Source organism: Algoriphagus aestuariicola (assembly GCF_017254835.1).
GTDB lineage: Bacteria > Bacteroidota > Bacteroidia > Cytophagales > Cyclobacteriaceae > Algoriphagus > Algoriphagus aestuariicola.
Genome location: NZ_JAFKCW010000001.1, coordinates 921,729 through 942,039 on the forward strand (window position 1 = coordinate 921,729; position 20,311 = coordinate 942,039).

General features: G+C 47.7%; 19 protein-coding genes. 8 read left to right on the forward strand and 11 right to left on the reverse strand.

Features of this window, described 5'->3' with window-relative positions:
• Positions 1-99: 99 nt before the first annotated feature.
• The 3 genes from J0A67_RS03920 to J0A67_RS03930 all read right to left on the reverse strand — a co-directional run bounded on the left by J0A67_RS03920 (position 100) and on the right by J0A67_RS03930 (position 2,189).
• Positions 100-297, reverse strand: coding sequence for a hypothetical protein (locus tag J0A67_RS03920; RefSeq protein WP_206567960.1), 198 nt, complete (start codon positions 295-297; stop codon positions 100-102).
• A gap of 515 nt (positions 298-812) precedes the next feature.
• Positions 813-1,169, reverse strand: coding sequence for a response regulator (locus J0A67_RS03925; protein ID WP_206567961.1), 357 nt, complete (start codon positions 1,167-1,169; stop codon positions 813-815).
• Positions 1,170-1,589: 420 nt separating this feature from the next.
• Positions 1,590-2,189: a DUF4136 domain-containing protein gene (locus J0A67_RS03930; RefSeq protein ID WP_206567962.1), complete on the reverse strand. Its 600-nt coding sequence runs from the start codon at positions 2,187-2,189 to the stop codon at positions 1,590-1,592.
• 106 nt (positions 2,190-2,295) lie between these two features.
• Between J0A67_RS03930 and J0A67_RS03935 the strand changes: the two genes are divergently transcribed.
• A complete protein-coding gene (locus tag J0A67_RS03935; protein ID WP_206567963.1) occupies positions 2,296-2,778 on the forward strand; it encodes a deoxycytidylate deaminase in 483 nt (160 codons plus the stop codon).
• On the opposite strand, the gene murB is transcribed toward J0A67_RS03935, so the two are convergent.
• Positions 2,775-3,788 carry a UDP-N-acetylmuramate dehydrogenase gene (gene murB / locus J0A67_RS03940; RefSeq protein ID WP_206567964.1) on the reverse strand — a complete coding sequence of 338 codons (1,014 nt, stop codon included), beginning with the start codon at positions 3,786-3,788 and terminating at the stop codon, positions 2,775-2,777. The two genes, J0A67_RS03935 and murB, sit on opposite strands and share 4 nt — an antisense overlap.
• A gap of 77 nt (positions 3,789-3,865) precedes the next feature.
• Here murB and J0A67_RS03945 point away from each other — a divergent pair, with 77 nt between their 5' ends.
• Positions 3,866-4,810 (forward strand): succinylglutamate desuccinylase/aspartoacylase family protein, encoded by a 945-nt coding sequence (locus J0A67_RS03945; RefSeq protein ID WP_206567965.1) that lies wholly within the window; start codon positions 3,866-3,868, stop codon positions 4,808-4,810.
• 71 nt (positions 4,811-4,881) lie between these two features.
• Here the strand turns inward: J0A67_RS03945 and J0A67_RS03950 are convergent, their stop codons facing one another.
• On the reverse strand, positions 4,882-6,612 hold the full coding sequence (locus tag J0A67_RS03950; RefSeq protein ID WP_206567966.1) for a phospho-sugar mutase: 1,731 nt from the start codon (positions 6,610-6,612) through the stop codon (positions 4,882-4,884).
• A gap of 409 nt (positions 6,613-7,021) precedes the next feature.
• On the opposite strand from J0A67_RS03950, the gene J0A67_RS03955 reads away from it, so the two are divergent.
• Positions 7,022-8,833 carry a glycoside hydrolase family 2 protein gene (locus J0A67_RS03955; RefSeq protein ID WP_206567967.1) on the forward strand — a complete coding sequence of 604 codons (1,812 nt, stop codon included), beginning with the start codon at positions 7,022-7,024 and terminating at the stop codon, positions 8,831-8,833.
• Between the two features lie 44 nt (positions 8,834-8,877).
• Here J0A67_RS03955 and J0A67_RS03960 read toward each other — a convergent pair whose 3' ends face one another.
• From J0A67_RS03960 to J0A67_RS03975, 4 genes are all read right to left on the reverse strand, one after another.
• Positions 8,878-9,477, reverse strand: coding sequence for a DUF502 domain-containing protein (locus J0A67_RS03960; protein WP_206567968.1), 600 nt, complete (start codon positions 9,475-9,477; stop codon positions 8,878-8,880).
• Positions 9,478-9,576: 99 nt separating this feature from the next.
• Positions 9,577-10,671: a 4-hydroxyphenylpyruvate dioxygenase gene (hppD, locus tag J0A67_RS03965; RefSeq protein WP_206567969.1), complete on the reverse strand. Its 1,095-nt coding sequence runs from the start codon at positions 10,669-10,671 to the stop codon at positions 9,577-9,579.
• A 101-nt stretch (positions 10,672-10,772) separates the two neighbouring features.
• Entirely contained in the window at positions 10,773-11,774 is a 1,002-nt protein-coding gene (locus J0A67_RS03970; RefSeq protein WP_206567970.1) for a 1-acyl-sn-glycerol-3-phosphate acyltransferase, read from the reverse strand.
• A gap of 88 nt (positions 11,775-11,862) precedes the next feature.
• Entirely contained in the window at positions 11,863-12,762 is a 900-nt protein-coding gene (locus tag J0A67_RS03975) for a bile acid:sodium symporter family protein (protein WP_206567971.1), read from the reverse strand.
• 131 nt (positions 12,763-12,893) lie between these two features.
• Between J0A67_RS03975 and J0A67_RS03980 the strand changes: the two genes are divergently transcribed.
• Together J0A67_RS03980 and J0A67_RS03985 are read left to right on the forward strand one after the other, a co-directional pair.
• Positions 12,894-13,259 carry a hypothetical protein gene (locus J0A67_RS03980; protein WP_206567972.1) on the forward strand — a complete coding sequence of 122 codons (366 nt, stop codon included), beginning with the start codon at positions 12,894-12,896 and terminating at the stop codon, positions 13,257-13,259.
• Positions 13,260-13,276: 17 nt separating this feature from the next.
• On the forward strand, positions 13,277-13,642 hold the full coding sequence (locus tag J0A67_RS03985; protein ID WP_206567973.1) for a hypothetical protein: 366 nt from the start codon (positions 13,277-13,279) through the stop codon (positions 13,640-13,642).
• A gap of 29 nt (positions 13,643-13,671) precedes the next feature.
• On the opposite strand, the gene J0A67_RS03990 is transcribed toward J0A67_RS03985, so the two are convergent.
• Positions 13,672-14,391: a head GIN domain-containing protein gene (locus J0A67_RS03990; protein WP_206567974.1), complete on the reverse strand. Its 720-nt coding sequence runs from the start codon at positions 14,389-14,391 to the stop codon at positions 13,672-13,674.
• A gap of 100 nt (positions 14,392-14,491) precedes the next feature.
• The gene (locus J0A67_RS03995) at positions 14,492-15,529 is read right to left on the reverse strand and encodes a serine hydrolase domain-containing protein (protein ID WP_206567975.1); all 1,038 of its coding nucleotides are present in this window, start codon (positions 15,527-15,529) and stop codon (positions 14,492-14,494) included.
• Positions 15,530-15,702: 173 nt separating this feature from the next.
• Between J0A67_RS03995 and J0A67_RS04000 the strand changes: the two genes are divergently transcribed.
• The 3 genes from J0A67_RS04000 to J0A67_RS04010 are packed head-to-tail and all read left to right on the forward strand — an operon-like array spanning position 15,703 to position 20,311.
• A complete protein-coding gene (locus tag J0A67_RS04000) occupies positions 15,703-16,437 on the forward strand; it encodes a hypothetical protein (RefSeq protein WP_206567976.1) in 735 nt (244 codons plus the stop codon).
• On the forward strand, positions 16,434-19,163 hold the full coding sequence (locus J0A67_RS04005) for a TonB-dependent receptor (protein WP_206567977.1): 2,730 nt from the start codon (positions 16,434-16,436) through the stop codon (positions 19,161-19,163). Before J0A67_RS04000 ends, J0A67_RS04005 begins: the two co-directional genes overlap by 4 nt.
• On the forward strand, positions 19,163-20,311 hold the full coding sequence (locus tag J0A67_RS04010) for a DUF4249 domain-containing protein (RefSeq protein ID WP_206567978.1): 1,149 nt from the start codon (positions 19,163-19,165) through the stop codon (positions 20,309-20,311). The genes J0A67_RS04005 and J0A67_RS04010 overlap by 1 nt, the downstream gene beginning before the upstream one ends.

Here is a 20,311-nt window from a genome sequence, read left to right on the forward strand (position 1 = left end):
TCATTTGTTGTTTTTTGAATTCAGGATTGAACTGCGAAGATAAAGCGGAACGGCGAGTTTACAAAGCCGAATCAGCTCTATAAGAGGATTTTGAACTGATTAATCTAAATCGTCCTCGAAGTCATCATCTTCGAAATCCTCTTCATCATCGAAGTCTTCGTCCTCTTCATCAAAATCTACAATATTGTCCAGATCGCTCTCTTCATCCAGATCATATTCGTCTTCAAATTCATCTTCGAACTCTTCTTCATCCTCGAAGTCATCAATTTCATCGAAATCTTCTTCAAAATCCTCCATGGCTGTTTTAAAGGGGTTTTATTGGTTTAATCGTTACGAAATAAGGCAAAAAATTAATTCCACCAATACTGGAAACTTTAATTTTTTTTCCTCGATAAATCGATTTTTTTTCTCCCGTTATTTATTCCAATTGTTTCTGGGATTTTTTCCAATCGACCTTCAGCACTAGCTTAAGATAATCAATTTTGGTTTCTTTTTTTTAACAAAAACTTAAGTTTGGCGCTGTAGAGACCACTGGCTTGGAGCTAGCCGGCTGAAGATTTTTAAAAAGCCTCTTATTTTCATTTCCAAAAAGTACAGAGTAGACTTTTTGATATTGTGGAAATGTGGGGGGTATTTCATCAAAAATAGCCAACTATACCCATGCCAATAAAGTTGGTATTGGTTTTAAAAAAAAGTTGGATTCAGTAATCCTGTCAGACTTTTTCTAACGCCGGACATCCGGACAACTATGCGGCAGTAAAGATATTTTTATTTTGAATTTCTAATTAGTCAAAAAACTGGCCGTCGTCGGCTCAGCTGAAGATGGTTTTGATGTACTTCTTAATTAGAGGTTTCGAAAGGTACTCCTTGACAACCTGGTACTGGCTGGCTTTGGAAATATCTCTTTCATCTACTGAACTGCTCAAAATATAAATTTGAGGGTCTTCGTATTCGGGCTTAAAGAGATCCAAAAAATCCCAGCCATTCATCTCAGGCATATTCAAGTCCAGAAAAAGGTATTGAGGCTGTATTCCGTTGATTTCTTGGAGAGCTAATTTTGCACTTTGATACTTGTAAAACTGACATGGCTCTTTCACATTCTTGGAAATGAGTTTTTCAGTCACAAATGTACTGATAGGGTCATCGTCTATTAAAACAATCGTCAACATTAAAGTGCAAAATCCATGTTTTGAAATACATTAATAACTACACAAAAGTATAGCATATTTTAAGCTTTGCAAATTCTTTGCCATAAATCTGCCCTATAATGAAATAAAAATTCGGTCAGCGGTAAATTTCTTTTCCAGCTAGCCTATTGAAATAGAGAATTTAGTCTGTCGACAGACTAAACAAAGGATATCAACGAATTCCGGAATCAGTTTTTTGTAAAAATAGCAGGAAGAGAAAAATACTAAATTCACAGTTTATATGGGGGTGATCCGACGTTGAATTCCGGTAATACATCAACACTCCCAAGGCGAAAGAAGTCAGCGCAATTATCTGAAATGTGCTTTTTTGAGAGAAAAACTACTTTTTTGGCCGTGTTGATAACTTAAAGGCTCTTCGAACGTTTGGTTTCAAGCTTACATCTACTTTTGAGTTTGGGTGCTTTGACTCAAAAATGTGCTGAAGACCGTATCTAGTGTTTTTCTAACCTTTTTTTCCTTGTACTTTGGACTGCTGACCTCGGTCACGCCTGTGAGCGTCATCAGGAATTTATCCTGTACTGGATCTATAAAATCTACAATCACCTGCAATAGCTCATAATTGCTGGTAGTAACCCGGGGTGTGTTATAGGGATTATACATCCATGGGTCATAGATTCGGTAGCCCCAAAAGGGATATGGGTTTGGATTGTTGACTGTCTCCCGCTGGCGGGGATCTTCATTCGAGTTGTACCGTATCACGAGATCAGGCTGCTTGGCATCGTATACTAGGCCTGCCTCCTCCAAGGTTTCTTGAATCTGGATCTGAACCAACTCATCCAAGAACTGGGAGGAAAATCCCCTCATCCCAACCTCCTTGTTGATGATGACAAAGGTCTGATATGGCTTAGCAATCGGCAGCTCGGTGTTCTCTTTGAATACTTCAATCGAGCTGCAAGAAGTTAGGACCAAGGCTCCTACCAAGAATGCAAAACGTTGGGTTTTCCGCTTCAATTCCGAGTAATTTGGGATCTGAAAACTCATAGATTGTTGAATATAGTTTTTCTTACTTAACGGGGAAACAAATCCCTTTATTCGCAAATCTTTCAAGACAACGGACAGGATTGTTATTTTTGACAAATTTATTTTCATGAATAGACCTGATTTTGATGATATTTTCATGGAGTTGGCCGTGAATCTTGCCAAGCGTTCCCATTGTATCAAAAAGCATGTAGGGGCAGTGCTGTCCAAAGACACTCGGATTATTTCCATAGGCTACAACGGCCCACCTGCCGGTACGCATAATTGCGACGTCGAGTTTCCGGAATCTGGCTGCGCCAGAGACAGTAAGGGTAGTTGCTCGCTTGCACTTCATGCGGAACAAAATGCGATACTCTATGCGGTAAAGAACAATACATCGGTGGATGGCTCCACACTCTATGTGACCTTGGCGCCGTGCCTTGCCTGCGCGAGAATCATCTTTTCGATGGGGATTTCCAAGGTGGTCTATCTTTTCTCCTATGCAGAGTACAAGGGGATAGGAAGGGATGAAGGGGTGGATTTCCTGAGGAAGTTTGGCGTGGAAGTCGAGAGATATTCCAAAGAACTCGAGATCCTCGACCAATTGATCTAGATGAAATTCACCTCGGGATGGAGTTCTATCCCGAATTTTTCTTTTACCGACAATCTGATTTTTTCGGAAAGCAGCTGGATTTCTCTTCCGCTTCCTTTCCCGAAATTGACCAAAACCAAGGCTTGCTTGGAGTGGACTCCCACCTCGCCATCACGATGTCCTTTCCATCCTGCCTGTTCGATGAGCCAGCCTGCGGGCACTTTCACACCCTCTTCATTGGGATATCCTGGAATCTGCGGAAATGCTAATCTCAATGAGTCAAATTTTTCTCTGTTTATCGTCGGATTCTTAAAAAACGACCCAGAATTACCGATTTCCTTCGGGTCGGGGAGCTTTGATTTTCTGATCTCTATTACGGCCTCGCTCACTGCCCGAAGCGATAGGTCGACTATGCCTTTTTGATTCAATACATCTTGGATCGCTCCATAGTCAACTCGGAAATTCGGTTTTTTTTCCAATCGAAAAGTAACTGAACAGATGACGTATTGGTCTTTCAGCTTATTCTTAAAAACACTTTCTCTATATCCAAACTCACAGGCTTCGGCCGTGAATGTTTCAATTTCCAAAGTCGATCTATTCAGCGCCTCCAAGCTGTCGAAGACTTCTTTGATTTCCACTCCATAGGCGCCTATATTCTGCATGGGAGAGGCACCAACCGTACCAGGGATCAACGAAAGATTCTCGATTCCAGCCCAGTTATTGTCAATGGCAAAAGAGACCCAGTCCTGCCAGATCTCGCCGGCTCCGACTTTGACCCAAACCAGGTCTTCATCCTCGCGAAGGGTCTGTATGCCTTTTATATCCACCTTGATCACCAACCCGCCAAAATCCCTGGTCAAGAGAATATTGCTGCCACCGCCCAAAATCAACACTTCCAGCATGTTTTCCTTAGCCCACGATAAGGCGTCTATCAGCTCTTGTGCGGAGCTGGCTTTTAGGAAAAAACGTGCCTTTTGATCAAATCCGAACGTGTTGAGAGATTTTAGGGAAATGTTTTCTTGTATATTCATGTGCCTTTGACTGTCCTGCGAAATAAGCAAGATTTTGAGCCAATGCGAAATGAAACCCCAATCTGCCATCCCCATCAATGAAAGAAGTTCAGATTAACGGAGTTCGGGTACGCCCGGGCCAGTCTGTCAACATCGAATTGCCAATAGCGAAACTCCCCACCCATACCTTGATCGATTTGCCGATTTTTATCCGCTCTTCAAAAAATGAAGGTCCGGTGGTGCTCATCTCCGGCGGAGTGCACGGAGACGAAATCAACGGGGTGGTGACTGCCAAGAAACTTCTCGAGGAATTTGACCAAGGCTTGGAGCTTCTAAAGGGGACTCTGATCATTATCCCGCTGGTAAACATCTATGGCTTTCTGTCCAACAGTAGGACATTTCCTGATGGGCGAGACCTGAACCGCAGCTTTCCGGGGAGCAAAAAGGGCTCTCTTGCCTCCAGGATAGCCTATATTCTAAACGAGGAGGTAATTCCCCAAATCGACTTTGGAATAGATTTTCACACGGGTGGGCGTATGCTGTCAAACCATCCACAAATCCGGGTAGACTTCAAGGATAAAGTCGGCTTGGAGTTGGCCAAAGCCTTTGGGACGCATTTTGTCGTCAATTCCAAACACATCGAGAAGTCATTTAGAAAAACGGCGTACAAGGCTAGAAAGCACTTGCTGGTGTTTGAAGGAGGGGAGTCGATGCGGCTGGACAACTACGCTATCGAAGAGGGAATCGTCGGTACTAAGCGCTTGCTCCATCATTTGGACATGATTGACGCGCCCCAGTTGCCACAAGAAACCCTCATCCTTAAAGAAAGCCAATGGACCAGGGCAAAGGCTTCGGGGATTTTCTACTCCTCGGTCAAACTTGGCGATTCCGTAAAGAAGGGCCAGATCATCGCGAGGATTTCCGATCCCTACGGCCAGGTAATCGTTCCGGTAAAGGCGGCGACCAATGGCCACGTGATCGGGCTGAACAATAACCCCGTGGTAAATGTGGGGGATGCGATCCTCCACATCGGAAAGGAATAGCAAATCCGTTAAGCTGAAAAAAAGAAAGCACCGACTTGTCGGTGCTTTCTTTTTTCGGTATTGGAATCAGCTTAGCTGAAGTAATTTTTTAAACCTTCCAGTCTTTCAGCGAGTAAGGCTTCGACATTCCGGTACTCAGAAGGCGAGGAGAGGGGGGCATTGACCGAGAAATAGTACTTGATCTTTGGCTCTGTACCGGAAGGGCGGGCTGAAATTTTGCTTCCATCAGCGAGATAGAACTGCATCACGTTGGACTTGTCCATATCGAGCTTTTCCACTTTGCCAGACTTCACATGAGTCACGGTAGAGTTTTTTACGTCCACGACGCGCTCGACATCCACTCCGTTCATTTGAGAAGGAGGATTGGTACGGAATCCATTCATCAGCGCTTGGATTTGTTCTGCGCCGTCTTTTCCTTTTTTAGTGACCGAAATCAAAGACTCCTTGTAGAAGCCGAATTTGGAATAAATCTCGGCCATAAGATCAATCACACTCATGCCTTTGGTTTTATAATAAGCGACCAGCTCCGCGAAAATGGCTGCTGCACTTACGGCGTCCTTGTCACGCACAAAGTCCCCGACTAGATAGCCATAGGACTCCTCGCCGCCACCTACGAAGGTCGCCTTGCCTTCCAAGTCACGAATGATTGCCGCGATGTTCTTGAATCCTGTGAGCACATTGTAGCAAGTGACCCCGAACCCGGCCGCAATGGCGTTGATGAGCTCTGTTGTCACAATCGTGTTGACCATAAATTGGTTGCCGTCAAGCTTTCCTGCTTCCTTCCATTTTGAAAGCAGGTAGTAGCTGATCATCGCCCCGGTTTGGTTGCCATTGAGCAGTTCATATTCTCCCGTCTCGTTGGGGACGACCGCCGCGTAGCGGTCTCCGTCGGGATCGCAGGCGAGTACAAGCTCCGCGTTTACCTTTTTGCCAAGTTCCACCGCGAGAGTCAAAGCTTCCGCTTCCTCAGGATTGGGGTAGATCACGGTCGGGAAATTGCCGTCTGGCTCTGCCTGTTCCTTTACAATGTGGACGTTTTCAAAGCCAAAGGCTTTTAGCGCTGCTGGTACCATTTTGCCAGATGCTCCATGGATTGGAGAGAAAACGATCGGCATAGACTTTTGGGCCTGGACGGCGTCAGGGGAAAGACTCAGTCCCTTGACGAGATCCAGGTAGATTTTGTCAAAATCGGATTCGATGTATTCGAGCAGACTGTCATTTTTATTCCAGTTGACTTGGTCAAAGGAAGTAATCTTCTGCACCTCTTTGATGATGTTGGTGTCGTGGGGAGCGACTACCTGCGCTCCGTCTTCCCAGTACGCCTTGTATCCATTGTATTCCTTGGGATTGTGGGAGGCAGTGATCATGACGCCGCTTTTGCATCCATAGTGTCGCACAGCAAAGGAGAGCATAGGGGTAGGTCTCATTTCCCTGAAGTAAAGTACCTTGATTCCATTGGCGGTGAAGACATCTGCGGTCGTTTTCGCAAACACTGTGTTGTTGATCCTACAGTCGTGGGTAATCGCAACTTTGATTTCCTGTCCCGGAAAGGACTGAAGCAGGTAGTTTGCCAATCCCTGTGTGGCCATGCCCACGGTGTAGACATTCATGCGGTTGGTGCCGACTCCCATCAGCCCCCTCAGCCCTCCAGTACCAAACTCCAGATCCTGGTAGAATGAATCTACCAACTCGGTGGGGTTGTCGCTTATTAGTTTTTTGATGGACGCCTTGGTGTCAGCATCCACATTTCCATCCAGCCAGCTTTGAGCTTTGCCTAGGATAGCAGGGTCGATTGAACTCATCTCGTTTAAAAATTTCAGTGTGGTTCTAAGATATAGAAAATGTCAAAAAATGCCATCTTGCCCAATAAATGATCGCAAAGTATTTCCGTGCTTGTACGTACTCTGCTTTTTCTTTGCATTGCGTTTGGTCCATCAAAGCTTCAATTGACCCTAGCCAATCGGCGGTTCCTTGGAAAGATTTGGGGCGAATTGGGCAAGACCAAGGTGGGAAGCCTTGAAAATCAGGGTTCAGAGCTTCTTTGAATCAGCTTGAGTTAGGTTTTTTTTTTAATCCGATGGAGCCATCGTTCAGAAAGCTGCCGTCCAGGCAAGAGGGAAATAAGCAGCTCCTTCAATCCGATTCTTTAAATCCGCTTGTTCTTTGGTTTCATTTTCAATAAGTTCAGCCATCACAATTCAGATTTTATTTATGAGAAAGATTTTCTTTTTTGCGCTGATCGCTCTGAGCTACAGCGGTTTTTCCCAGACAATCCTCAAAACACCCTGGGCTGACGACCTCAATCCAGAGAATCCACTCCCAGAATATCCCCGTCCTCAACTGGTGAGGGATTCCTGGCAAAATCTCAATGGTCAATGGGATTTCGCCATTTTGCCCAAAGGCAGCAGCCCAGAAACGGGCTTCGCCGGGAAAATCACCGTGCCCTTTGCCGTTGAATCTTTTTTGTCAGGTGTCCAGAAGCCAGTGGGACCAGATCATGAGCTTTGGTACGAGCGTACCCTTGACCTGGGGCTGGACCGAAAGGGCAAGCGAGTCTTGCTTCATTTTGGTGCGGTGGATTGGGAGGCCGAAGTTTGGGTAAACGGCCAGCAAGTTGGGAAGCATCAGGGAGGATTTGATAGCTTCAGCTTTGACATTACCGACCATCTCGTAAAGGGAAAATCCCAGAAGATTCGCGTGAGGGTATGGGATCCAAGTGATTCTGGGCCCCAGCCACGAGGCAAACAGGTCAAGGAACCCAAAAGCATCTGGTATACTCCAGTCACCGGAATCTGGCAGACGGTTTGGCTAGAAACGGTTCCCGAGTCTTTCATAGCATCCAGCTATTCCCAGACGGATTGGGAGAATTCTGCACAGGTTTTCTACCCTGAAATCAAGAATTCCCAAGAGGGCCAAGAAGTGGAGGTAAGTCTCCTAGAGGGAGGGCAAGTTGTCGCATCCTTCAGATCCCAAGCCAATAAACCTGCTCCCTTAAAAATCTCAGGTCCCAAAGCCTGGTCGCCCGATTCCCCTTTTCTCTACGATGTTTCGATCAAACTTTTTCAGGGGAAGAAACTGATCGAAGAGGTCAGGTCCTACGCCGCATACCGGGACATCCGAATGGCAAAAGGCGAGGATGGTTATCAGCGAATGTACCTCAATGGAAAAGCACTTTTCCAATACGGTCCGCTTGACCAAGGCTGGTGGCCAGACGGGCTCTATACCGCACCCACGGACGAAGCGCTGCTTTTCGATATCGAAAAGACCAAGGAAATGGGATTCAACATGATCCGAAAACATGTGAAAGTGGAACCTGCCCGTTGGTATTACCATGCGGACAAACTCGGTATGCTGGTATGGCAGGACATGCCAAGCGGAGATATGGGCAACCGTTGGGAAGTCCGCCCGGGAATCATCCGTGAGGGAATGAACAAGGCGAGAACTCCCGAATCTGAGGAAATCTTCAAGACAGAATGGAAAGAGATCATCAATGAGTTTAGGTTTTTCCCCTCTATCGTGGTTTGGGTTCCCTTCAATGAAGCGTGGGGCCAATTCAAAACCACGGAAATTGTCAAGCTGACCCGGGAGCTGGATGCGAGCCGATTGATCAATAGTGCCAGTGGAGGCAATTTTGAAATGGAGGGGACAAAGATAGTGGGCGACATCATGGATCTACACAACTATCCCGATCCAGTGATGCCCGATCCTGCAATTTTCGGAGCTAGCACCGTCTTGGTTTTAGGAGAGTTCGGCGGGCTGGGCTTGCCAATCGAAGGACATACCTGGCAGCTCAAGGATAATTGGGGGTATCAAAGCTTCACAACCTTGGATGAGCTCAAAGCCCGCTATTCCATTCTGATCGAAGATTTGTCCGAGTTGATTCCCAAAGGGCTCGCCGCAGCCATCTATACCCAGACCACGGATGTGGAGATCGAGACCAACGGAATAATGACCTATGACAGAAAAGTCATCAAGATTCCGGAAGGGGAACTGAAAAAGCTTCATGAAAAACTCTATAAATAGGAACTGAAAAAAAGCCTCAGTGGCTATTAATTGGCCTTTTCGGATTAGGAATTCCGGAAAGGCCTTCTTGTTTGCTCTGCAAAAAGCGACTTTGATCCCACCCCCAGTTTTTTCATGATGGTCATGATGTCGCCAGGTTTTAGCGTCGATTCCCTTATCTGAGATCTTTCGAAAATCACTAGGCTACCTTCCCACGGGCTGGGGGCAGAGGGCACGAAAACCATCACTTCGGTTTCGTTGATTTCTTCGACCAAAAATGCGATCATCCATCCGTCAATGGGTACCAAGACGACGGGGTATTCCTTTTGGGAGTCTAATCCCACCTTGGACTCAAAGGTGTTTTTCATGAGCTGGTAGCCAGGAAACAGCACGAGAAAATTCTCCTCCAACAATAGGATGAGCTTCTTGGCAAACCCTAGTTTGGCCAGCCAACCCGCAAGGAAGCAGATCAGAATAAGAAAAATGACGCTCAAGGCCATAGCTGAAAACGGTAGGGCAAAAGGCACCCACCCATTGACCACGTGGGCCAAGGGGAGGATCAGCTCGACTGCTTTTTTAAGCAGTATGATGACAATGACCAGAGGAAGAAGAAAAAACAGCCCTCCTTTGACTGTCTGGGAAACAATGGAGACGAAAACTTTCATAACGTTGATTTTCAATCAAAATATCCCTTTTTCTGCACAATGGAAACAAAAAAGCCAGAGCAGCAGGGCTGTCTGGCTTCTTTGGAGATTTATGGAACTCTAGAGATTTCCGCGTAATGCCTGTTCCCTTTCGATGGCTTCGAAGAGGGCCTTGAAATTTCCCTTTCCAAAGGACTTTGCCCCTTTGCGCTGAATGATCTCAAAGAAAAGCGTCGGGCGATCCTGCACAGGCTTGGTGAATATCTGTAGCAGGTAGCCTTCCTCGTCGCGATCCACCAGGATGTTGAGGTTTTTCAGGGGTTCGATCGCCTCATCGATTTTGCCTACCCGATCGAGAAGGTCATCGTAGTATGAGGCTGGTACTTCGAGAAACTCCACGCCACGATTTCTCAATTCTCTCACCGTATGGCAAATGTCATCGGTGGCGATAGCCATGTGCTGCACGCCGGGGCCACCATAGAAATCGAGGTATTCCTCGATCTGCGACTTTTTCTTGCCTTCAGCAGGTTCGTTGATGGGGAATTTGATGTAGCCGTTTCCATTCGATACCACCTTGGACATGAGTGCGGAATATTCGGTCGAAATGTCCTTGTCGTCGAAGGTCAGCAGGAGCTTAAAGCCCATGACATTTTCGTAGAATTCCACCCAGCGATTCATCGCTCCGAGTTCTACATTGCCGACGCAATGGTCGATGTATTTCAGTCCGATGCCTTGGCTTGCAAATCCACTTTTTCTGGGCTGAAAGCCGGGTAAGAATACACCGGAGTAGTTTTTTCTCTCCACAAAAGTGTGAATCGTTTCGCCATAGGTTTTGATCGAAGCGACCTTTACCTCGCCAAACTGGTCCTTGAGCGTCGCGGGAGCGGAAGCGGATTCTGCGCCACGGGAGGTGGTTTCCCGCCAAGACTTCTCCGCGTCATCCACCCAAAGGGCAAGGACCTTTACTCCGTCCCCGTGTTTTTGGATGTGCGCGGCTATAGGATGGTCGGCAGTCAGGGGAGAGGTGAGAACCAACCGGATCTTGTCTTGCTTGAGGACGTATGATGCACGGTCACGGACACCCGTTTCGGGTCCGGAATAGGCAATCAGCTCAAAACCAAATGCATATTGATAGTAGAGGGAGCTTTGTTTGGCGTTGCCTACATAGAGCTCCACGTAGTCTGTTCCGTTGAGCGGGAGAAAATCTTGGGTCATGATCGGTTATATTTGGGTTGTTGCTTCCCAAAGTTAAGAACATTGCCAAAGATTATTTGGTGTCCGCCCATTCTTTTTTGAGGTTCAAATCTTGGATTTGCCTACTCTTGGGGGTTTTTGTTTTTCCACAATGTGATCCAAGCTAGGATCAGAAAGGTCAGACCCCAACTTCCCACTAGCGTGTCCATTGTCAGCCAAAGCAGGAAAAAATAGTAGGGGATGGCCAAAGTAAACCCGATCAGAAACTTCCAAGTGGAGCTGAAAACCTCGTCTTTAACTCCTGGTCTTTTCAGTAGCCACAGCCAATAGAGGGGAAAATGAAAGATCTTCATCACTTTGTTGCCAAGACCGGTGACCGAGCCTACGGGCTTGGCCACGACTCCTGTTTCCAAAAAGGTTTCCACGTCTTCCCTAGAAGTAAGGTCGACCTCATGCTCGATCAAGCGTGCTAGTGTGGAGTCGTAGTCTGCGTCAGGAATATCCACGATTAGGGCCTTCAGCGCTCTTTCCACGCTTTTGGTCAGTTTTCCGGACTGCGATGGCGGCATGTCGACTGGGATGGTAGCCCCAAAGGTGATCCTAACACGACTCCCTGATCTTTTGTGCGCGCTGAATCCTATGCCCACCGGAAGGATGACTGGTTCGAGATCGGGGTATTTTTCCTTCAGCCCAAACGCCATCCGCGTAAATCCCTTGCTGAGAGGCCGCAGATTTCTGACCAAGCTGTGGCTGCCTTCGGCAAAGATGACCACGGTGCCGTTTTTGCGCAGCACTTCGTAGGTGTCGTCGAAGGTCTGTTGGTTTTGCTGTATGGTCGAAAATCCATCCCTCAGGCGATATACGGGCAGCATGCGGATAAAATGGAGCAACTTGCACACGACGGGATTGGTAAAAACGGCCGCCCGTGTCAAAAACCAGGGGTTGAGACGGGTATGGGTAGCCAGCAGCAAAGGATCGATGAGGGCGTTTTGATGATTGGCAACTAAGATTACCGGCCGATTTTTGGGGAGGTTTTCCTTTCCCTCCACGATGATTTTATTGAAATAACCGTGAAGAGCAACCTTTACAAGGAGTCGGAGTATCGCATTGAAAAGGTCTTTCATGTGCTTGGAATCACTCTTTTTTTAGCCATACTGATATTCCTTTGATCAGAAGTCGCCTGGGAATGTTGTGTTTTTGGTATGCTCGATTTCATGTGGTTTTTTTCCAAAGGGCAACGAGGGAGATCCCGGAGATCAGATGCCAGATGCCCCACCAAGCGGTGATCAGGGCCATGCCGCCGAGGCCTTCAAAGTAAGTAAAAATCAATACCAGCCCCAAGCCGGAGTTTTGAATTCCCGTCTCAATCGTCAGGGTTTTGATGTCGGAGAGAGGTAGCCTGCCGAGCTTTCCAGTGAGGTAGCCTGCCGATAGGGCAATGAAGTTGTGGGCCATTACCCAAAGGAAAATGACTCCGATATACTGAAGAAAAAGCTCAAAATTGCCCGCAAATGCCAAGATGATAAAAGCTGAGAAAATTAGGATACTCAGCGGTTTGAGGATTTTTGAGGCCTTTTTTGCGAATTCAGGAAGCTTTTGATGGGTAACTATTCCGAGAATCAGCGGGATGCCAAGAATGATTCCCACCGTGAAAAATACCTCCGCGATATCCAGTCTGATCTCCCTAAGTAGAAGGGAAGTGGGCTCATACAATCCTGCCCAAAGCGCAAAATTTAGAGGTGTGATGAAAATGGCAAACACCGAGGAAAAAGCAGTCAAACTCACCGAAAGGGCGGCATTGCCCTTTGCTAAATTGGAGAGGAAATTGGAAACATTGCCTCCAGGACAGGCAGCAACCAGCATCATCCCCAAAGCCAAACTGGGTGGAGGATTGAGCAGGGAAACCAGACCCCAGGTTAAAAAAGGCAAAAGGATAAATTGGGAAAAAATCCCCAGAATGAATCCCTTGGGATTTTTAAGCAGATATCTGAAATCCTCCCATCTCAGATCCAGGGCGACTCCATACATGATGAGAGCCAGGGCCAGATTGAGCGCGAAAAGATCGCTTTGCGAGAAATTCAGACGGATCGAATCCAGAGGGTCAGGAGGCATTGACCGAAAATGAACGGATTTGATGAGATAAACAAACAGCGGATTGCCAGAAGCTGTTAAAGTTTTTCTTTATTTTTTTCGCACCCCTGTAACGAACTCGTTAAGTTGGCCGTCAGGTTACAAAAAGGCTCATGAAAAACCTCATCTACCCCTTCGTATTTTTGGGACTGATGACTTCCTGCTCCGATGATCCCGATCCCTCTTGTAATGTGGGTAATGTGGTGACGGATCTGCCATGGTTGGCGGATTTGTTGGCAGAAGAGGAAAATCACTTCATTGGCCAAACCTATTCCATTTTGTACACGGGAGCCTACAAGTCCAAGACAGTTTTTGTGATTGGAAATTGTTGTCCCAATTGCTCGATGGCCCCTCCAGCCGTCTATGATTGCACCGGAAGAGTGTTGGGCTACATGGGGACTGATGGGATTGAATGGGAAGATATCAAGGATTCCCGGATAATTTGGAGATCTTCCAACAACCAGTGTGGTGGAGCCTAACCCGTAAACAAAATATGATGAAAAAGTTACTTTATTCTCTCTCCTTCTTAGTACTCTTAACCGTCTCCTGCTCGGATGATCCCGATCCAATTCGGGCGTGCAATGTGGAAAACGCGATGGATCTGGTTTGGCTACAGGAGCTGATAGTGGAAACCGAGGAATTTGAAATCGGCAGAGACTACTCTTTCATTACCATGGGAATCTATGATTCTCAGACGGTTTTTGTACTACAAAATTGTTGCCCTTTGTGTAATTCGGTTTATCCGGTGTACGATTGCAGCGGAAATTCCCTAGGGGTAATAGGGTCGGCGGGGGTTCCATTTGAAGAAATCACCGACAGAAAGGTGATCTGGAAGTCGTCCAACAACTCCTGTAATATCTAGAGGATGGCCGGAATGGGCATAGATGAGTTCTAGTTTCTGCTCACTTTCCCAATCCCGTTGATTTCCTCTTTGATTACATTTGGGTTTCCCACATAGCTGACCGCTCCGATGCCGTTGACGGTAATGGAGAGGTTGCCGGTACAATGCACGGCCACTTTTCCGATCCCATTGCTGGTCAAGGTCATTTCCTGGGCGATAAGGTCGGAGGCTTCGATATTCCCGATGCCCTCATTGGCGAGATTGATTACGGTTGCGCTTCCCTTCAGAGTCATGTTGCCCATCAGATTAAACTCGGCGTCGATTTTCCGTGCGTCAAAGTGCAGCAAGATATTGCCGACCCCGTTGCCTTGCAGTCGTATGTCTTCTACTTTGAAAGCCCCTTGGGACTTGATATTGCCGACGCCGTCAAATTCCAAACGCTTCAGGTCGCCGAGCGTCAGATAGACGTCTGGTCTTGAACCCCCAAAAAAATTGTTGTTGATTTCTTCAAATTTCAACTCCAGGCTTTCCCCGTCCTGGTTTACTTTGAGCTTTTTGACCATTTCTTCATCGCCCTCTATGCGTATCGAGGGCTTATCTCCCTGCAAAAGGTACAGGTTGAAGATTCCGTTGACATACAGTTGGGTCACCTGGCCCAAATCCCGCTCGTCAGTGACTTGGTTGTCGGAGTCCTTGGAAGAGAAATTGAGCGTGCAGGAAGAGAGGGCCAAGGAAAGTAGAAGGCTGAGAATTGCTGAATTGAATTTCATGGTATGGAACGGCTTGTTTTTCGGCTGCCGGAATGTTTTGCCGTTTTGAAGTTAGCCATGATATCGCGAAAATCATAGCATTTGGAACCGTCGGACAAAGTCAGTCGTAGTCCATCCAGTCGCAAGCTGGCTGGGGGTCGGGCATCGCCAGTGCCACGAGTTCCCGCACGGGTTTGAGTCCTTTTTCGCTGTTGGTAAGATAGACTACCGCATCGCCGGTTTCTGTGTTGGCTGTGAAATAGCCCCTGAAGGTATAGTTGTCCCCCCACTGGAAAATCTGTTTACCCTCTGATGTTTGCTGAATCCCTATGCCCAAGCCCCAATAGAGTTCCTGAGGTTTTCCTTCTCTATAATCTACCGGAACCTGCGGGAAAAACATCCTGTCACGAAGCTGGCTACCAATAAGTTTTCCGGAAAGAAGTGCTTCCAGAAAGAGTCCGAAGTTGTGGGATGTGGTCTGCAAAGACGCCGCGGCATTTCCGCTTTGAATTCTGTTTTTTGCCTGCTGCTCTCCGTTTTTCTTGAATGACAAACTGTGGTTTTCTTCAAACTCATCCAAAAAGATGTAACTGCTCCTTTTCATTTCCAATGGCTTAAATACATACTCCTGAGCCAAGTCTTCAAGCGGTTTTTCTTTCAAATGCTCGACTACACGTTGCAGCCAAACGTATCCCTCGCCTGAGTAGTTAAATCGCTCTCCCGGCTTGTATTTGAATTGGAGCTCCTTCGTTCTCCAGTTAGGCAGTCCGCTGGTATGGCTGAGCACCATTCTCGCGGTGACCAATGGATAGTACGGTTCTTTCTGAATATCCATGTAGTCGTAATACCTGGACAAAGAACTGTCCAAATCGATCAATCCCTCGTCCACCAGTTGCATGACCAAGTAGGCAAAAACCGGTTTACTTAGGGATGCTGCGGAAAAGACGGTTTCCCGATTGATCGATTCTTCAGCTTTAGAACCCACCCCGAGGGCAAAGTCCTCCTTTATCCGCCCGCTGTCCAAATAGGTGTAAGAGATTCCCGGGATCCCGTTCTCCTCTATTATCCGTCCAATGCTTTCGCCAACAGACTGGTTTTGTGAAATGTCTGGGTATACTGTCAGGCAGATAAGACCGAAAGTCAAAAAGAGTGATTTCATGGGATGCTCGCTTTTTTTCTGAAAATACCGAAAATCTTTTTCAGAAATTTCCCAAGTGTATATGCTTGCTTTTCCCCCGCTTGTTTAGGCCAGCATCCGTTTATCCACTATCGAGTCAGGAAATTGAAAAAGAGACGTTTTTCTCATTAATTGGCCTTTTGCCCCGATAACCTATGAGAAGAGCCATATTTTTTCTCTTGATCCTGTTCCATCCGATTGCCAATCCGGCGATTGGACAGGAGACTCATTTAGATGCTGAACAATTGGCCTGGTACCAGCGGACTTTACCTCTGTTTCAGGAGGCAGTCAGTGGAGGACAATATGTCGATGCTCCAGCGGGATATCTGGGATCGCCTTACTACGAGTCGCAGCAATTTGACTTCGGTGAGATCTGGATTAACGGGCTTAGATACCCCAAGGTGCAGCTGCGCTATGATGCCTGGCATGATGAGGTTCTGGTCGTCCATCCGCTTTACAACCAAATGGTTCAAATCAAGGCAGCCAAAGTCGAGAAATTCGTTTTCTCAGATGGAGTCGTTTTTTTGAATATCGAAAACAACCCCGGGTACGGTCGGCACAAACGGGGATTCTATCAGGTAGTGGCAGTAGGCGAGCCCATGCTTCTGAAAAAGCACTATCGAAGTATAGAGTCTGTGAAGGAGCCAGGGTTGATTACCCGGGAATTTAAGCCAGGACAGGATTTCTTCTTTTGGTTTCAGGGAGAGTTTTGGCAGGCGGGCAGCAAGAGTGAGGCGATCGCCGGATTGGGCCTATCCAAGAAGGAGGTAGCGGGCCATTTCAAAGGAATGAAGCAGAACTTCAAGCACGATCCCGAGGCCTATCTCAAGGAGCTGCTCCGTCTGAGGGAAGAAAAAGCCGAACCCTTCCAAAGCTTTCCATCGAGATGAAGTGCGTGCTTGCAATTGTGGTTTTGCTGTTTTGCGGCCTTGGAGCGGTAGCACAACAGGACTCCGTTCGGGTATCCGGGATATACCGTGAAATGCCATTTTTCCGTTTTGTCCAGTCCATCGAGTTCGAGACAGGGTATCGTTTCGTGTTTCGTGAGTCAGATACTCAGGGATTGATGGTGAACTTGCAGGCCCAGGATGTGGAGCTGCGTACGCTTCTTGGCCAAGTGTTGGCTGGAACCGGCCTTTTCTTCGTCATTGATGGGGACAGGAAAGTGTGGATTACCAAGGGGAAGCCGATTACTCTGGGATTTTCCACAGGCTACTTTGAGCTGCAGTTTGACTCCATTCCACCTCGGACTGAGGATGGATTGGGTGCTTTTGCGAAAAACCAAGTATTTGCCATAGGAAGGGAGACGGACAATCCAGAATCCAAAAAGGCAACGCTCAGCGGCATAGTCTCAAGCGTGGAATATGGCAAGCCCATGCCCGGCGCTGTGGTGGTAGAAAAGGTGAATTTCACACAAACCGTTGCTGACCGGGAGGGAAGGTATTCCATTACACTGGACAAAGGTCGGCACACGCTCTATGTGCAAAGCATAGGCGGATATCAGGAACCTCGGCATATCGATCTCAAAGGAGACGGCATCCTCAATGTGGAAATCCCCGAGAGTGTCCTCTCTCTGGACGAAGTGGTTGTAAGTTCTGGTGCACTGTCGCAGGTCAATAAGCTTGAAATGGGGGTGCAATCCCTGAGCATTGCGGAGGTCAAGCGTCTTCCCGCTGTAATGGGAGAGGTGGATATTTTGCGCGGAATCCTCACGGTTCCCGGCGTCAATACTGCTGGAGAGGCTACGGTAGGATTCAACGTCCGCGGTGGATCCGCCGACCAAAACCTGATCCTGTATGGCGCTTCCACTGTATTCAACCCTTCCCATGTTTTTGGCTTTTTCTCCGCATTTAACTCCGATATGGTTTCCGGAGTCGAGCTGCACAAGAGCACGGTACCGGTGAACTATGGAGGACGACTCTCTTCCGTGCTGGCGATAGAGCCACAGTTTGGCAGGAAGGAAAAAATCGGGGGATCCGGGGGAATCGGCATACTCACCAGCAGACTCAGTGTAGATGGGCCGCTGGGGGAAAACACCACTTTTGTGGTCGGCGCTAGGGGGACTTATTCCAATTGGGCCTTGGACTTGTTGGAGGAGAATGCCGAGCTTTCGGGCAGCCAAGTCAATTTTTACGACTGGAACGCCAACTTACGGCATCAGATCAATGAAAAAAATTCCCTGGAACTGACCAGCTATGGAAGCCGGGACCAGTTTCGATTTGATCCAGACACATCGTATTCCTATAAAAATCTCAACCTTGCGCTATCATGGCGGAGGTACATCAGTGAGCGCCTGGAGGGCAAAATCACGCTGTCCCGAGACGCCTATGAATTCAACATAGAAGGCCTCGACAATCCTCTCAACTCCTTTGACTATGGATTCGATATCGCCCAGCTCCAGCTCAGGACTGACTTTGAATACCGAACCGAGAAACACTTGCTTGACTTCGGCTTCCAAGGCATACAATACTTGCTGAATCCGGGGCATATGAGCCCGCATGGTGCGGAGTCCATCGTGACGGACAGACAGCTGGACAGGGAAGAGGGACGGGAATTTTCACTGTTCATCGGTGATGAGTTTCAGTGGACTGATAGGCTGGCGTTCAACTTTGGAGTACGTTACATGCTCTATCAGCTTTTGGGACCGGCGCAATTCAAAACCTACGCGGAGGGCATGCCCTATAGTCCGGGAAACGTATCCGGAGAAGTGGATTTTGGACCGAGAGAGGTAGTCCAGACCTACCATGGCCCTGAGTTGCGATTTGGAGGGAGGTATTTGTTGGACAAAAAATCCTCGCTTAAACTGGGTCTCAGCACGATGAGGCAGAATATCCACCTGCTTTCCAACAGTTCGGTAATCACCCCCACAGACAGTTGGAAGCTGAGCGACCGCTATCTCAAGCCCCAGCTGGGACAACAGGCCTCGGTAGGTTATTTTAGGACGATCTTCAAAAATTCAGTCGAAGTGTCCACGGAATTTTTCTATCGCGAAATGGAAAATCTCCTGGACTATCGCTCTGGAGCCTCCATTATACTCAATGAGCATTTGGAGCAAGATGCGCTCAACACGGATGGAAAGTCCTATGGCGCCGAGTTTTTGATCAAAAAAAATATGGGCAATCTCCGGGGCTCTTTAGCCTACACCTATAGCCGCTCGTTGCTGAAAACCTCCGACGAGCCCAGTGTCGAGAAGATCAACAAGGGCAAGGCGTATCCAAGCAACTTTGACCAACCCCACAACTTGGTCGTGGTGGCCAACTATGAAGCCACCAAAAGAATCAACACCACAGTCAATCTTAGCTATAGTACCGGAAGGCCAATCACACTGCCCGCGGCGGAATTTGACTACGGTGGATCAGAGCGCGTCTACTATACCGATCGCAATGCCTATCGAATTCCGGATTATTTCCGGATCGACCTCAGCCTCAATCTGGAGGGAAGCCACAAAGTCGACAAGTTGGCCCATTCCTCTTGGTCTCTGGGCGTGTACAATCTTTTGGGTAGAAGCAATCCCTATTCGGTGTATTTCGTGCCAGACCAGGGTCAGCTGAGAGGGTATCAGCTGTCGATTTTTGCACGGCCGATTCCCTATGTCACCTATAATTTCAGATTTTAATGAGAAAGGGGATAGTGTTTCTTTTTTTGGTTCTTTCGCTTTTCGCATGCAAAGAACCATTTGAGCCCGAACTATCAGAGGCGAATCTTCGCGTACTTACTGTGGAAGGATATCTGGATACGGAGGGTAAGCCGAGTGAACTCTACCTGGGCTATACACGGAGAATATACGGCGACAATCTGGGGCCTGGTTCGACGCCTGCGGTCGGTGCCGAGGTCTTTCTGGAAAGCTCCGAAGGCAATCGCTATCCTCTCGTGGATGTTGGAGACGGCTTTTATCAATTTGCACAGGATATAGAGGAGGAAGGGAGTTATCGCCTGAAGATTCTGTTGGAGGGGGAGGGCTACACATCCGAATCGCTCCACCCCCTGATCTCCACGCCGATTGAGGATATTGGCTTTGAAAAAGATGAGCGTGGGGTGGAAGTCTACATCACCACAAAGGGTTCCGGCACGGTTGAGGACTTTTTGTGGACCTTCACAGAAACCTATGCCTTCTCCCCGAAATTTGTCTCCCCGTATATCTATCGTCCTGAAACAGGGGAAGTGGACACCAGGCGTCCGGAGGAGACTATCTACCTTTGCTTTCGAACGCTGAATAGCTCGGATCTCATTTTGGAGACTTCCTCCAACTTTGACGAAGGTGTGATTTTTAAGAAACCCATTACCCGCATCATTCCGGGAGACGAACGGCTTTCTACTAGGTACAGCATTTTGGTTTCCCAGATGGCACTGTCGCCGGAGGCGGCGGAGTTTTGGGAGACCATGCGCAAGAATACCGATGACATCGGGACTATCTTCAGCCCTATGCCGTCAAATATCACCGGCAATGTCAGCAAGGACCTGGATCCATCTGCCCCGGTCATCGGCTTCGTCAGCCTAGGCGTGATACAGGAGCGCAGAATGTTCATTGGAGTGCAGGAGGTGAGCCCTTGGGTCAACAACCTGGAAGCATATTATGATTGTGAACTGGATGCCGACACGGTTTCGGCAAGTGGTTTTGAGGAACGCTTTGGCACGGGAGTCAAGTTTCCGGCGATGGCCGTCTTTGTGGAAAGCTCAATCATTGGATATCGTTCGGCCTTGAGAAGGTGTGTTGACTGTACGCTCAGGGGAAGCAATGTAAAACCAGATTTTTGGGAGGATTGA